The organism is Bradyrhizobium sp. 215_C5_N1_1 (genome assembly GCF_052075935.1).
Lineage (GTDB): Bacteria > Pseudomonadota > Alphaproteobacteria > Rhizobiales > Xanthobacteraceae > Bradyrhizobium > Bradyrhizobium barranii.
Genome location: NZ_CP197228.1, coordinates 7278622 through 7292826, shown reverse-complemented (window position 1 = coordinate 7292826; position 14205 = coordinate 7278622). Strand labels below are relative to the sequence as shown.

The following is a 14205-nucleotide window of genomic DNA, read 5'->3' as shown; positions in this document are numbered from 1 at the left end:
AGACGATGCGGCTTCAGATGATGCCGCCATTGGCGCGCAGGATCTGGCCGTTGATCCAGCCGCCGTCGGGCCCGACCAGGAACGAGATCGCGCGCGCGATGTCGTCGGGTTCGCCGAGACGATGCAGAGGCGTCCGATCGATGATCGGCGAGATGTCGTGCTGATTGGCGTTGTGGAATAGCTCGGTGTTGACAGGGCCCGGCGCGATCGCGTTGACCGTGATCCGCCTCACGCCCAGCTCCTTCGAGAGGATGTGGGTGATCGCCTCGATGCCGGCCTTGGTCGCGGCGTAAGCCGCATAGGTCGGCTGATAAAGCCCGACCACGCTCGTTGAGAAATTCACGATCCGGCCGCCCTCGCGCAGCCGCTTCGCCGCTTCACGCAGCGCATAGAAGGTGCCCGTGAGGTTGATCGCGATGGTCTGGTCCCACACCTCGTCGGTGGTCTGGGCCAATGGGGCGACCTTCATGATCCCGGCATTGTTGACGAGCACGTCGACGCCGCCGAACGCCGTCTCGGCCGCGTCGAACAGCGCGCGCACGTCAGCCAGCTTGCTGATGTCGGCTTTGACCGCAATCGCCGCTCCACCGGCGGCCTTGATCTTCGCCACCAGCGCCTCGGCTGGCGCAGCGCCGCTCGCATAGTTGACGACGACGGCGAGGCCGTCCCGCGCCAGCCGCTCGGCGACCGCCGCGCCAATGCCCTTCGAGCTGCCGGTGACGATGGCTGTGCGTGGGTGCTGGGTGGTCATGGTGGGGTCTCCCTGTTTGATGGGGAGATAATAGGCAGGGAGGTTGGCTGGATAATCCCGCTGGAATTGGCTTCACTGTTCGGGTGGGGCGAACAGTGAATGGTGCGGTATCCGCCGCTGACGGCTTGGCGGCCCTTACCTTGGCATGAGGGAGGTCACCACCTCAACGTCACCGCAGCCCCGTGCCTGTGTCAGCGTCACGCATCCTGTGGCGCGGCTGCACTGGCGGTCCGTCGCCGTGCCGGCAGGAAAAGCCCCGCAATCGCGCCGGCCAACGACAGCATTGCGGCGAGGCGCATCGCCGCAGCAAATCCGCTCTCGAAATGTGCGGCCGAGTAGGCCCCGCCGTTGGCCGAGAAGCTCGCCACCAGCGCAGCGATGCCGAACATGCCCCCGAGGAAGCGGCCCATGTTGAAGACGCCGGACGCCTTGCCCATTTCAGCCACCGCGACCGAGCTCAGGATCGCGTTCTGCGCTGCCGGCATCGCCATCGAGACGCCGACGCCGGCCAGCACCAGCGGCGCGACCAAGGCGGAGTAGGCGACCGTGGGGCTCACGATCTCCGCGATCCAGCCAAGGCCGATCGCCTGCATCAGCAATCCCGTCACCACCAGCGGCCGCTCGCCGAACCTGTTGACGACCGCGCCGGCGATCGGGGCGGTGACGAACAGCGTCGCGGTCCAGGGCAGCAGGCGAAGTCCGGCGCCGAAGGCGTCGAAGCCCAGCGTGGTCTGCAGGAACTGCGGCAGCAGGAACAAGACGCCATACATCGCGGCGTAGAACAGGACGCTTGCGGACATGCCGGAGGCGAGGGCGCGCGATGCAAACAGTCGCATCGGCACCATCGGCGCGGCCGCGCGCAATTCCCAGAGCACGAAGCCGGCTGTGAATACCAGGCCTGACATCAGCGTGCCCATGACCTCGGCGCTCGCCCACCCCACGGCGTTGCCGCGCAACAGGCTCCAGACCAGCGCCAGCGCCGCGAGGGCGACGAGCGCCAGTCCGGCGATGTCCAATGCGGAAGCCGGTCCGAAGCTTTCGCGCAAGCGTGCCAGCACCAGGGCGATCGCGATCAGGCCGATCGGCAGGTTGATCCAGAACACCCAGCGCCAGCCGAAATGTTCGGTGATGAAGCCGCCGATGGCGGGGCCGATGATCAGCGCGCAGCCGGTGATGCTGGCGAAAATGCCAAGCGCGCGGGCGCGCTCCTCGCGGCCGAACGTGCCGCTCAGGATCGCCATCGCCAGCGGCATCACCAAAGCGGCGCCGGCGCCCTGCAGCGCGCGGGCGGCGATCAGCGCGGTGGCATTGCCGGCGAGCGCACAGGCCGCCGATGCAACGACGAACAGGGCGATCCCGGCCGCGAACATGCGGCGGCGACCGAAGCGGTCGCCGAGCGCGGCGCCGGTCAGGAGCAGCACGGCAAAGGTCAGGTTGAAGGCGTTGACGGTCCATTGCAGCGTCTCGACCGGGCTGCCGAATTCGGCGCGGATGGTCGCGAATGCCGTCGTGATGATCATGGCGTCCAGCGCCATCATGAAGGATGCCAGCGCGGTGACGCCAAGCACCCAGTTCTTCTCGGCGCGATTGGTCGGGGTCTGCATCGCCCTCTCTCCGTGTGTCGAGCCACCCTGTCGCGGCGCGTTCTGTGGGCTAGACGAGGTCGGAGGGGCAAAGGATGCGCCCGGAAATAATTTTTCCCCGGCTGCATCCTTCGCCGGCCGCCAAACGTCCTTGGGGATGACGCGGCCATTGACGCGAGCTTGATCCGGAAAGCGGGGCACCGGTTTTCCGGGAGGGTCATGCCGAAATGGAAAGATGGCGCGCGATGGGCGAGCCAGGTCGCGAGATGAGCAAGGAGAGCGCGATGAAAAGGACGTTGATCAGGTACAAGGCCAAGCCCGAGCTGGCCGACAGGAACGCCGAGCTGGTTTCGGCGGTATTTGCCGAATTGAAGGCGGCCGGGCCGGACGGCGTGCGCTATCTGACGCTGCGGCTGGAGGACGACACCTTCATCCATCTGGTCGAGGCCGCGGCCGAGGACGGCTCGAGCCCGATCCCGAAACTCAGGGCGTTTCAGGCGTTCCAGGACGGCATCCGCGACCGCTGCGCCGAGCCGCCGCTGGTTCGTGATGTGAGGATCGTCGGCAACTACCGTATGCTGAACGAGTCCTGACCAGGCGAGGCGGAGGAACAATGGCGCCAGAGCCACTGGCCACCATCGATATCGAGGCGCTGCTGGCGCAGATGCGGCCGAAGCTGCATCGCTACTGCGCGCGCATGGTCGGCTCGGTCATCGACGGTGAGGATGTGCTGCAGGATGCGCTGATCAAGGCGATGGGAGCGCTGCAATCGGTCACGCCCGTCGTCAATACGGAGGGCTGGCTGTTCCGCATCGCGCACAACACCGCGCTGGATTTCCTGCGCCGCCGCAACCGACAGGAGGCGCTTCATTCGGCTGAGGAGGTGGAGATGATTGCCGACCAGCTCGATGATGTGGAAAGCCGCCAGATCGCTGCGACCAGCCTGCGCACCTTCATGCGGCTGCCGGTGGCGCAGCGGTCCAGCGTGATCCTGATGGACGTGCTCGGCTGCTCGCTTGCCGAGGTCTGCGACATCATGGATTTCAGCCTGCCGGCGGTGAAGGCCGCGCTGCATCGCGGGCGCACGCAGCTGCGTGAGTTCGCCGAGGAGCCTGACGATGTGCCGCAGCCAGGCCTGTCGGAGGCCGATCGCACGCGGCTCAACGCCTATGTCGGCCATTTCAATGCGCGCGACTTCGACGCGATCCGCGCCATGATCGCCGATGACGTCAGGCTCGAGCTCATCAACCGCACCAGGCTGAACGGCAAGGCCGAGGTGTCGCGCTATTTCGGCAATTATTCGAAGATCAGCGACTGGCACCTGGTGACGGGGCAGGTCGACGGACGTCCCGCGATCCTGGTGTTCGATCCGAATGAGCCGAGCGGGCGGGCGAAATATTTCATGCTGTTGAACTGGTCCGCCGACAAGCTCGCCATCATCAGGGATTTTCGTCACGCAGCCTACGTTATCGATGGTGCGGAGTGCGTAGTGGATGGAGGGTGAGTGGGCGTGGCCGGCAGCGTGGTCCGCGCTTCAGTTTCAATGACCGCTGAGTGGGGAGGGGGCATCGACTTGCCCGGGGGCCTCGCCGCTTGTTGGAGAGCCCCGCCGGTGCTATTGGTCTCCACCGCCTCTTCGCTTCCATTCAGTCCGGGCAGAACATCTATGGCGCGCGTTGCTCGAGTGGATTTGCCGCAGCGTTCGGTGCTCAAGCCGCTCTACGCCAAGGCGGGCTTCGCTGACGCATTCGCGATCGATCTGCCGAGCCATGCGACGGGCGACGCCGAGCGCCTCGCCACCCATATGCTTATGGGTCAGGCGCGGTGGGTTGGCTGGCTGGTGGCTCTAAGGGACACTTTGGTTGCGGGGTTCGGTCTTAAGACATCGTCTGACTTGCGCGATGACGTTGCGACCGACAGGATCGATTTCTTTCGGGTCTACGATCGGCGTCGTCATGAGATTATCCTTGGCGAGGACGATCGCCATCTCGACTTCCGTTTGTCCGTTTTGGTTGAAGAGTCCGCCTTGTGCCGCCGACTTGTCGCCACAACGGTCGTGACCTTCAATCATTTGGGAGGGCGGGCCTATATCGCGGGAATCGCGCCCTTCCATCGCCTGATCGTAAAGTCGTCCTTGCGTCGAGCCGAGCGATCGGGCTGGCCAGCTGAACTGTAAGGTCGCGCGCCGCGGCGCAAGAGCGGAGCACGGGCGTGCCGCCCCTGTGGCACATAACAGCGATTTAATCTCTCCGGCTGCGAAGTATTCGAGATCTCAAACGTTAGCTTACGAGAGTCCTCGCATCCGGCGAGCGCTACACAGGAGTTCCCTCATGCATCGTCATCTTGCCATCGCCGTCCTTGCGGCCGTTTCCACCTTGACCGTCGCGGCATCCTCTACCGCCGCGTCCGCAACCGAGGTGCAAGACAATTATTGCCTGCAGGGCCGCCAATCGGGCTACCCCGGCAATTGCGAGTTTTCCACCTATGAGCAGTGCCGCGCCACCGCGAGCGGCACCAACGAGAGCTGCGGTATCAACCCGATGCGGGCCTACGCGCCGCAGCAGCAACGGCACGTGCTGCATCGCAGCCGGGATTGAGCGGCAAGCGATGAAGGGCGCCGGCGACGGCGCCCTTGTTCGATGTGGCTGCTCCACCGAAGCAGCCGCAATGCGTCGGGACGCATAGGCTGCCCGTCGATGGCGAGCAATCCAGCGCTGTCGTCGTCATCTCCCGAAACCGCGAAAGACCCGATGCGGCCCTCGATCGCAAACATCGGGAATCGCGGCGACCGGAGTACTCGATAATCTTCGCGATCGGAGAGGCGAGCGCGATCATGTCCAGGTTCCTGCAATGGTTCTTTCGGAATCGCGAAACCGGTGACATCACGATCGCCCAGGCCCCCAACCTCGTTCTCTGGGTCGTCATCGTGGCCGGTGCCCTGCGCTGGATCTGGCAGCCGCCGGGCAATGCCGCTATTGCCCTGGACATCGTGTTCAAAGGCGGCCTCATCGTTTGGGCCCTCGACGAGATTTTCCGCGGGGTGAACCCATGGCGGCGCTGTCTTGGCGGAGCCGTGCTGGCTTATGAGCTCACGACCTTTCTGTGATGGATCGCCCAGAATACCGCACGAAGCTTGATGTTGCCGGCCGGAATACCAGTGGCTTCATGGTGCGGGCTACTACGGTGACAGTGCTTGACTGCACCCCGTAAGATATTTGACGTTGTGAACGATAAAGCTGGTCAGGATAGCCGACCGAGAACGAGAGCCATCCAACGATGACGACCTACGTGGCCCTGCTTTACAGTGTGGTTCTCCCGCTCGGCCGGCGATTGGCGATGGCCGAGCTGCGTGCCATGGCGCAAGGCCTCGGCCTCCACGACCCCAGAACCATCGGCGCGACGGGAAATCTGACGTTTGACAGCGACAAGGCGTCGATTTCCGAGTTGGAAGAAAATCTCGAAGCGGCCTTCAACGTGCGGTTCGGCAAGCATGTCGCAATCATCGTTCGCAACGCTGACGCGTGGCGACGCCTGCTACGCGCAAACCCGTTTCGTGCCGAAGCGACCGCTGATCCGCAAAGGGTCGCCGTTCGCGTGATGCGCAGTCCAATCCCGAAAGGTGGCGAAAACGCCCTCGCACGCTATGTCAGCGATGAACGAATAGCCGTCGCCGGCGGCGATCTCTGGATCCATTTTACGGGCGATCCAGCGCGATCGCGTTTGCTTTCGGCGTTAGGCGCGGGGCGCCTGAAGGGCGTCGGCACGTTGCGCAACACGAATACGCTAAGGCGAATCGGTGACGCCGTGACTTCGGTCCGATCCAGCCGGGCTGATCAAAAATAAAATCGATTGCTTGGAAGTGCACTGTCATCTCAATCCCCCGGGAATAGAGCGGTCATCAACTCAACATCACCGCACCCCCGTGCCCTTGCAGCGCTGGCACTTCACCACCTTCTCGCCCTTCTTGAGCAAGCCTTTGCCCTCGCAATTTTTGCATTTCTGCTTCTTTTTGATGTTCGGGCCTTTTTCACTGACCATAAAATTCTCCTGCCGCGTGAGAGCGGTCGATTGGCGCCTTGTTTCGGTTGGGCTCGCCCGGCAGAACAGCCGAGTGGCGTCGGGTAAGCCCTGCACTATGCCGGTTTTGGCACGACCAGCACCGGCACGCTTCCGTACACCAGGACCTCGGATGTCTGGCTGCCCAGAAACAGCTTCCTGAGGCCGCGACGCCCATGAGAGGCCATGACGATCAAGTCGCAGCCTCTCGACTCTGCTGTTTCAATGATCGCAGTCGCCGGGTGCGCATTCGGAACGTGCAGGAGTTCCGCAGGCGTGCCGATCTGCTCCGACATGGCGCGCGCTTCATCGAGCACTTTGCCTGCACGGGCTTTGCAGGCTGCGTCATAGCTGTCAACCTCCTCCTGGGTCGGAATCCATCCCGAGGCGTGTCCGCTCCCATAGTCGACCGGCAGCGCTTCCGTCACAGTGATGATCGTCAGCCTGGCGTTCAACGCCTTCGCCAGGGCAATGCCATGCTCAACGCCTTTTCGCGCGACGTCCGATCCGTCCGTGCTCAAGAGAATGTTGGCGTACATTCGATTAATCCTTTGCTCTTCGAACAAAGTGATGCCTGGGTAATATGATCTCATACGCGCCGTGGGTCCATCCGCGTTTTCGGTCTCGCCGTCACAGCCTCAACAAGGTTCGCCTCGCACCGCGTGGACGCGCCCGGCTCTCGGCTAACTAAACTTTTATTCACGTTCGATGCAGGCAACCGAATCTGGCGTAGAGCTCTGTCTCGTGTCCGAGAAGATTGTACGCGCCTCGGAAACTACTTTGTGACTTGGGAATAAGCGCGCGACAACGCACGTCTAAGGGTGGTGGATCGGATCTCTTGCCTCGCGGGGGATCCCCCAAACGAAAGGAACCACCACGATGACACCATTCAAAAATCTCGTCGGATCAGTCCTGTCCAAGGCGTTGTTGACCGGACTGGTCGTCACCGCAATCTTCAGCACGCCGCTCCAGGCGCGTGAGCACCGCACTGGCGATCGGCACACCGAACAGGGCGTGGGGGCGAGCTCCCGCTTCGAGCGATCGATCGCTGCGCCGGCCTACCACGCATTTGCGCCAGTGCCCTCGGATCAACCGGGTGGAGTTTGCGACCACGGGGATAACCCCATGATATGCTGAGCAGCGGACCTCGCCGGCGTTCGCAAGGATTGGCGCGCGGCGCGAAGCTCAAAGTAGCTTGGCCATTTTCATCGCAACTTGCCGCACAGTTTATCGCCATTTCGGCCGACCGATCGGTAGATTGCAGACCTGGCCGCCATGCGTGTCGAGGCGGATCGGGTCAATGGCGTGCACTGTCGGGCCGCGAAGGCAGAGAGGTCATTGCTTCCAGTTGCGCTGTTCGCGTCGCCAACATGGCGAGCAGGCTCTTGTGCAGCCGATCCCCGGGTTCGAAATTTTGCGCGAGCCTTCGGACGGTCTCGACAAATCGCATGCGATACGTCGCCGCTCTGTCGACGTCGCCGTACTTCGCGAAGATCTCGGCGGCCGTGCGGTACACCCGCCAGGAAGCAATCGGGAAGTCGGCGCTGTCGACGATCTCCAGCGCGCGGGACAGCTGCAACTGAGCCTCCGCTGAATTGCCCATGGCAAGCGCAGTACGGGCGAGCAGTCCGTGGGCCTGGGCCAGGTGATTGAGATCCGGAGCCGTGGCCACATAGTCGTGGAGCTGGCGCGCACAGCTCTCAGCCTGCGTAAAGTCGTCAACCTGCAGGTAATATTCGCCGAGACAATGATACACCTGCGTCGCGGCGGTAAACTCGATATCGATGCCTTCTTCATGCCTGCGGCGCTCGATGTCATCAAATTGCCTGCGAGCTCCCGACGGGTCGTTCAGCCCGACATAGGCCTTGGCAAGGACGGCCCGCTTGTGGAAGTAGGTCGACTGATCTCCGACCAGCAGACTATCGTCGACGCTTTCGCAGAGCTCACGGGCTCCATCAAAGTCCATCGCTTCGACGTGCAACCACGCAAGCGTCAGCCGGCACAATGCGCTGCTGGGGCCGTTCGCGTTCCTGACGGCCAGTTCGAGGCCGGCCGTGATTTCAAGTCGCAACTCGCGCCACTCGCCCAGATGAATAAGCGCGATCGACTCAAGAACGTTGAACAGAACAAAAGTGTAGACGTCGCCGGCCAGACGGGCCAACCGCTTGCCTTCCGTGCCGGCGCGGCGGCACTCCTGGTACCGCGACCTCCAGCAATCGACGATACCGGATATTCCATTGCGCCTGATCAGGATGCCATAATGCGTGGCATTCGCGCTCAGCTCGATCGCCCTGTCGCAGAGCGTGGCGTCCTGTTTGCGCCAGCCGTTGAGGAACAGGTTGACGCTCGCGCTGCTGCCCTGGACCAGAGCCTTGAATGTGTCGTCCGCCAGCGCCTGGCTTCGCGACAGCACATCTTCAGCGGCCTCAAGGCAGGCGTGGCGATCCACGCGCAAGCAGAGGCTGCTCACAGCCGTAAGGCCGTTGAGCTGTTGCTTGATCTCGCCCGCTTGTTCGGCGCAGGCAATCATGTCTCGCAGATCACGGATGGAGCCGGCGAGGTCGCCGCACGAGCGAAGAGCCCAGCTTCGCTCCCGCAGAAGAGCGACGCGGGTCGAGAATTTGTCGGCAGCATCGAAGCGATCGAGTATGCCAAGCGCGCGGGTGAGATAGCTTGCGGCCTCCGCGTGGCCGAGGCGTTTCGTCGAGTTCTTTGCCGCTTCCCGGAGGTAACGCAACGCGCTCGGAAAGTCGCGACCCTGCTCAAAGTGAAGTGCGAGCGCAGGCGCTATTTCAGGGGTGCGGCCGGCATAGGCCTCCTCCAGCCTCTTGCCCAGGCGCTTGTGCGTTTGTGCGCGGCGCCCCGGCGGCAGATTCTGGTAGATGATGTTCTGATAGAGAATGTGACGGAAAGCGTAGCAGCCCGAATATGTGCCATCGGGCCACTCGGAAACCCCTGACCGAGCGAGGATTTGATCCTTCCGGATCGACGCTTCGATGTCCCTTTCGACGTCGATCGCATCGTCGGACAGACCGGCCGCAACGAGGGCCGCAGAAAATTCCTCGCCGGCAACGCTGGCGACGTCGAGCAGACGCCGCTCGTTGTCGGTGAGGCGATCGAGCTCGTGGCCGATCATGTTCACGAGGCTGTCCGGAATGCGGTCTTGCGCAAATGCCGCCTGTGAGGACAGGCGCCATCCGTCGTCAATTTCGATGATCGACTCCTGGTCGATCAAGTGCTTGAGCAGCGTGGCAACAAACAACGGATGTCCCAGCGTTCGCTCGAATACCGGCTTTGACAGGCTGGAGGCAAGCTGCTCGTCGCCGAAGCGCAATGCCAGGTAACGCTCGACCTCCGGACGCGACAACCGATCGAGGCGCAATTCGCTGCAGTATCCGTGAATCTCGAGGTCCCGGTGCAGGCGAGGGATGGGATGCCCGCCGACGGAACTGTCGGCCGGACGATAGGAGCAGAGGACCAGCACGCGCGCGTTGCCGTTCCCGCGTGCGAACCGAGACAGGACGTCGAGTGTCGCGAAGTCGCTCCAGTGCAGATCTTCGAGAACAAGAACCCAGGGGCGGTCGAGGCTCAGCGCTTCCAGAAGATCGCAGAATTCGCGCAGCATCCGTTCGCGCGTCGCGCCGAACACTTCGTCCTGGAAAGCCGCGCGTTCCGATGCGTCGATGACGCCTGGCAATTGCAGGATCCAGGTGGGTGCGTGGGCGCGAACTGCCGAAATCAGTTCCGGGCCGTTTGCGCGATAGCGGCTCACCAGCGCATCGATGAGTGGAAGAAAGACTTCGTCGGTTCCGAACCGTTCGGTGCAGCGCCCATAGAGCTGATCGAAGCCCTGTTCCGTCAGCTGCTCGAGCGCCTTGGCGATGAAGGCCGTCTTGCCGATCCCGGCTTCTCCGGTGACAAAAGCCATCTGCCGTTTGCCGGACAGGACGTGCCGCGTCATCTGGTCGATCGTCTCGAAGGAGGGGGTCCGGCCGACCACCGGGGTGGAGATTTCGGTTTTCAGAGGTACGACCGCGTTCTCGACCTCCCTGGCCGCTTCCCGCACCGTGCCGATAAAGCGGACGCCTTTGCGCGGCAAAGTCTTGATCAGCCGCTGCGCCTCGCCGGAATCGCCTATTCCGGTACGGGCTGCGTTGATGCGGGTGGTGAGCGCCGACTCCGAGACGATGCGCCCGCCCCAGATTGCACTGATCAGATCGTCCTTGGTCACCACCCGGGCGCGGTGGCGGATCAGATATTCGAGGACGTCAAAAACCTGGGGCTGCAACGGGATCGTACGTCCGTCACGGCGCAATTCCCGCCGGTCGGTGTCGAGGACAAACTCGTCAAATAGGTACAGCAAAACAATGCCTTCGGAGGTGTGCGCAAGGCGGATATTCAACCGGTACGCGGGCCCGAAAGCAAGCACACCCTTCAGAATCAAGGAAACGATAAGAACAAATTAAGCTCGCCTTAAAGCGTGGCCCCGCGTCCCGCTCGATACTTCCAGCCGTATCCGGTCACTCACACAAGGTGTTCGTGTCATGCGCTTGGAAGATAAGGCACGGCGTCTCACCCGCGTGTTCTATGGGTTGTTGCTTCACAAGATGTTTCAGTCGCTCGTGGCATCCTCCGTACCATTGTTTAACGGCAGAGCTTCACCCAGAGGCGATGCGTCAATTTCAGCGAGTTCGTTTGTCGCCTCCACGGGGTCTTCCCGAAAGGAAGGCTGGTTTGGGCGCCTCCTTCAAGCGCTCCACCATGCGCGACGGCTGCAGGCAGAGCGCACCCTTCGGCAGAACTACCACCTGATCGACAATGCGTGGCCCCAGTTTGCCTCTCGGTCAGATGTTGGAGGGCGAGACAATGCCGGTCAGTGAAAAGCCGTCCGAACGCAAGCTTCGGATTTCGGCGCCGGGCGAGAATACGCTGCTCGCAACGATCGCCATCGGCGTTGTCATTTTTCACATTCTTGCAGCCACGATGTTGACGTCGACCCGCCAGAGCGATGCTGGGGCACCGCCCGAGCCGCCCGGACTGTCGTCCGGGGACTGATCGCCAGCTCGCTATTCCAGGATTTGACAGACACGAAGGGTTAGCTCATGGGCGACATGGCGTCGTTTTGCCTGCTCAGCATCGCCGTGTTTTGCGGCGCTTTCGTCTCGGGCCTCGCGGGCTTTGCCTTTTCGGCGGTGGCCGGCGCGATTCTCCTTCACGTTCTCCCGCCACGGGAGGCGGTCCCGCTGATGATGGCCTGCAGCATCACCGTGCAAGCCGCGGGTCTTTGGGCCTTGAGAAAAAGCATCCGCTGGAAGCAGAGCTCGGGACTGGTCGTCGGCGGATTGCTTGGCGTTCCGATCGCCGTGTGGTTGCTGCAAGCTGCAGACGCCCGGATCTTCAGGGAGAGCTTTGGTCTCGCCGTCGCCTGCTACGCGGCCTACACGTTGTTCCGGCCGGCGCTTTCTCATCGCCTGCAGATGAATGCGGGACGTAATGCATTGATCGGCTTCGGCGGAGGCTTTGTCGGCGGGTTGACGGCAATGCCGGGTGCAATACCGACCATATGGTGCGACATCCACGGCGTGCCGAAAACCGAACAGCGCGGAATGGTTCAACCCTTCATCGCCGCCATGCAGATATTCGCACTTGTTCTCATGCTGATCCGAGGAGATCTGTCGACAAAGGTCCTGGTTGACTTCGCCGTCGGCATCCCGGCGCTCGTTGCAGGAACGGCGCTCGGGATTTTTGTCTTTCGCTGCGTCGATGACGCGCTGTTCCGGCGAATTATCCTCAGCATCTTGCTGGTTTCGGGACTGTTGCTGGTATTGTAGTTACGTCGGTCGCGCCTCCAGTTACAATTTCAGCCATTCGAGTACGGCGCGCAGTAGCACTGTCGCCGTAATCCCTTAAGCGTGAGCCGAACCATTCGGTGGGCGGTGCTGCTGCCCCAGCCGAGGTATCCTTCGCTTGCCGGAGACTGCTGCTGGTCAAAACGCGTGACCTCGCGGGTGCAGCTACGTTGGGCGGGTGTTGACGGCGTCCGCTTCCTCCAAGTCAGGCACTACCTAAAATTCGATCGATCTGATTAGGCGAATCTTATGCCCGATCCGAGGCGGCGGGAATGATTTTACGGCGTGTTCAGGTCTGGAGTGGTGTCATCGCCCATTCGTTTGAAATCCGCTTTTGTCGTTCGATTATTTTCAAACCGCGAGCGCATCAATGGCTGCTATCACGTCATTCTTGGCCGAGTTGGACGAAGCAGTTGCGAGAGGAAATCCCGAGAGTTGTCTGCGGGCGCTCTGGCATGCGGCGGACATCCTGATCGCCGGCACTTATTCCGAGGAGCAGATCTGGACGTTCGGTGAGGTCATCGGTCGTCTCGCGCAAGAGATTGAAACGAGCGCGCGGGCGAAGCTCGCGGGAAAGCTCGCATGCAGCTCAAACGCGCCCTATGCGTTGACCCGGCAGATGGCAAGCGACGACTGCATCGATGTCGCATGGCCGGTTCTCAGTCAGTCGGAGCGCCTCGACACCGAGACATTGATTGCGTGTGCCAAGAACAAGAGCCAGCAACATTTGCTTGCAATCTCCAAGCGGCAAACGGTCCCGGAAACGGTCACCGATGTCCTGGTGGTGCGCGGATCTCCCGAGGTCGTAACCTCGGTCGCTTCAAATGCCGGGGCGAACCTCTCCAAATCCGGATTTCTGCACCTGGTGCGGCGGTCGGAAGGGGATTCGATCCTCGCTGAATCGGTAGGACTTCGAAAGGATATTCCTCGACATCTCTTCCACCAGTTGATCGCCAAAGCCTCTGAAGAGGTGCGGCAAAAGCTGAAGAGGGAGCGTCCGGATATCGAAAATCAGGTCCATCGCGTCGTCGTCGATGTCACCGGCGCCATTCACGCCAGGTTTGGCCCGGCGTCGAAGGATTACTTCACGGCGAAACGCACGGTGGCAAAACTGCACGAGAGAGGCGAATTGACGGAAGACAAGGTCTTCGAGCTTGCTCACTCTCTCAAGTTCAACGAGACCACCGTTGCCCTGTCGTTGCTCTGTGGGCTTCCAATAGACGTCGCGGAACGGGCATTGATCGAGAAGGATCGCGAGCCGGTGTTGATCCTGGCCAAGTCTCTCGATTTCTCATGGCCCACCACAATGGCGCTGCTGTTCCTGGGCGCGGCCAACTACCGGATAACCGTTGGCGAGCTGGATCAATTGAAGATCGATTTCCACCGGTTGAATGTCAAAGCGTGCCGGGAGGTCGTCACCATCTACCGAACGCGAAAGGAGGAGGTTTTTGGCGGCTCCTTTCAACAGCCTCGGCGCATGATCTAGGACCGCAATCCCGACGTCAGACATCCGTGGATGTGGGGGCGGCTCACGCAATGGTGAGCGTGCCGATTTGCCGTTCGCGCAGCTGTGATTTTCCACTGCGTGTCTTTTCCCAAGCGCATACCTAGCTAATCCTTGTCAAAAAAATTCGCAGGAAACGCTTTCAACAGAGCAGCCGATTCTAGCCAGCGCGAACGCTCCGCACGAAAACAACAACCGTTCGGAGTACGATTATGATTGGATTCAGGACTTCCATTATTGCAGCGATGATGTCGATTGGCGCGATAACCTCTGCAAGTGCCCAGTGCCCGACGTGGGCGACTCAAAATCCAGCTTCGTTTCAGGCGCAATATCCCAATAGGGATATATTGAACGACTGCGAGTTAACGCCAGCAGGCAGAATGGGCCTCGAACTCCCTGGCGGCGCGGCTCCCTGGTATGGGGCCAACAGGGCTTATGGGGCAATGCCTGGCGTTGCTCAAC

13 protein-coding genes are annotated in these 14205 nt (G+C 61.8%); 8 read left to right on the top strand and 5 right to left on the bottom strand.

The window, feature by feature from the left end; translation table 11 throughout:
* Positions 1–13: 13 nt before the first annotated feature.
* Together AB7G19_RS34865 and AB7G19_RS34860 are read right to left on the bottom strand one after the other, a co-directional pair.
* On the bottom strand, positions 14–751 hold the full coding sequence (locus AB7G19_RS34865) for an SDR family oxidoreductase (RefSeq protein ID WP_028158991.1): 738 nt from the start codon (positions 749–751) through the stop codon (positions 14–16).
* A 197-nt stretch (positions 752–948) separates the two neighbouring features.
* Complete coding sequence (locus AB7G19_RS34860) at positions 949–2355, bottom strand: DHA2 family efflux MFS transporter permease subunit (protein ID WP_085403282.1); 1407 nt, start codon at positions 2353–2355, stop codon at positions 949–951.
* Between the two features lie 263 nt (positions 2356–2618).
* Here AB7G19_RS34860 and AB7G19_RS34855 point away from each other — a divergent pair, with 263 nt between their 5' ends.
* From AB7G19_RS34855 to AB7G19_RS34830, 6 genes are all read left to right on the top strand, one after another.
* A complete protein-coding gene (locus AB7G19_RS34855) occupies positions 2619–2927 on the top strand; it encodes a hypothetical protein (protein WP_071917696.1) in 309 nt (102 codons plus the stop codon).
* A gap of 20 nt (positions 2928–2947) precedes the next feature.
* Positions 2948–3838, top strand: coding sequence for a sigma-70 family RNA polymerase sigma factor (locus AB7G19_RS34850; RefSeq protein ID WP_085403283.1), 891 nt, complete (start codon positions 2948–2950; stop codon positions 3836–3838).
* Positions 3839–4000: 162 nt separating this feature from the next.
* Positions 4001–4510 (top strand): DUF2867 domain-containing protein, encoded by a 510-nt coding sequence (locus AB7G19_RS34845; protein ID WP_063985328.1) that lies wholly within the window; start codon positions 4001–4003, stop codon positions 4508–4510.
* Positions 4511–4664: 154 nt separating this feature from the next.
* Positions 4665–4931 (top strand): DUF3551 domain-containing protein, encoded by a 267-nt coding sequence (locus AB7G19_RS34840; RefSeq protein ID WP_085403284.1) that lies wholly within the window; start codon positions 4665–4667, stop codon positions 4929–4931.
* A 236-nt stretch (positions 4932–5167) separates the two neighbouring features.
* Complete coding sequence (locus AB7G19_RS34835) at positions 5168–5440, top strand: hypothetical protein (RefSeq protein ID WP_085403331.1); 273 nt, start codon at positions 5168–5170, stop codon at positions 5438–5440.
* A gap of 170 nt (positions 5441–5610) precedes the next feature.
* Positions 5611–6177 carry a DUF1697 domain-containing protein gene (locus AB7G19_RS34830; RefSeq protein ID WP_085403285.1) on the top strand — a complete coding sequence of 189 codons (567 nt, stop codon included), beginning with the start codon at positions 5611–5613 and terminating at the stop codon, positions 6175–6177.
* Between the two features lie 66 nt (positions 6178–6243).
* Here AB7G19_RS34830 and AB7G19_RS34825 read toward each other — a convergent pair whose 3' ends face one another.
* The 3 genes from AB7G19_RS34825 to AB7G19_RS34815 all read right to left on the bottom strand — a co-directional run bounded on the left by AB7G19_RS34825 (position 6244) and on the right by AB7G19_RS34815 (position 10792).
* Positions 6244–6372 carry a hypothetical protein gene (locus AB7G19_RS34825; protein WP_256376431.1) on the bottom strand — a complete coding sequence of 43 codons (129 nt, stop codon included), beginning with the start codon at positions 6370–6372 and terminating at the stop codon, positions 6244–6246.
* A 95-nt stretch (positions 6373–6467) separates the two neighbouring features.
* Positions 6468–6929, bottom strand: coding sequence for a universal stress protein (locus AB7G19_RS34820; protein WP_085403286.1), 462 nt, complete (start codon positions 6927–6929; stop codon positions 6468–6470).
* Between the two features lie 758 nt (positions 6930–7687).
* A complete protein-coding gene (locus AB7G19_RS34815) occupies positions 7688–10792 on the bottom strand; it encodes an ATP-binding protein (RefSeq protein WP_144030810.1) in 3105 nt (1034 codons plus the stop codon).
* Between the two features lie 700 nt (positions 10793–11492).
* On the opposite strand from AB7G19_RS34815, the gene AB7G19_RS34810 reads away from it, so the two are divergent.
* Entirely contained in the window at positions 11493–12221 is a 729-nt protein-coding gene (locus AB7G19_RS34810; RefSeq protein WP_085403289.1) for a sulfite exporter TauE/SafE family protein, read from the top strand.
* 388 nt (positions 12222–12609) lie between these two features.
* Positions 12610–13725 carry a DUF2336 domain-containing protein gene (locus tag AB7G19_RS34805; RefSeq protein WP_085403290.1) on the top strand — a complete coding sequence of 372 codons (1116 nt, stop codon included), beginning with the start codon at positions 12610–12612 and terminating at the stop codon, positions 13723–13725.
* Positions 13726–14205 lie beyond the last annotated feature (480 nt).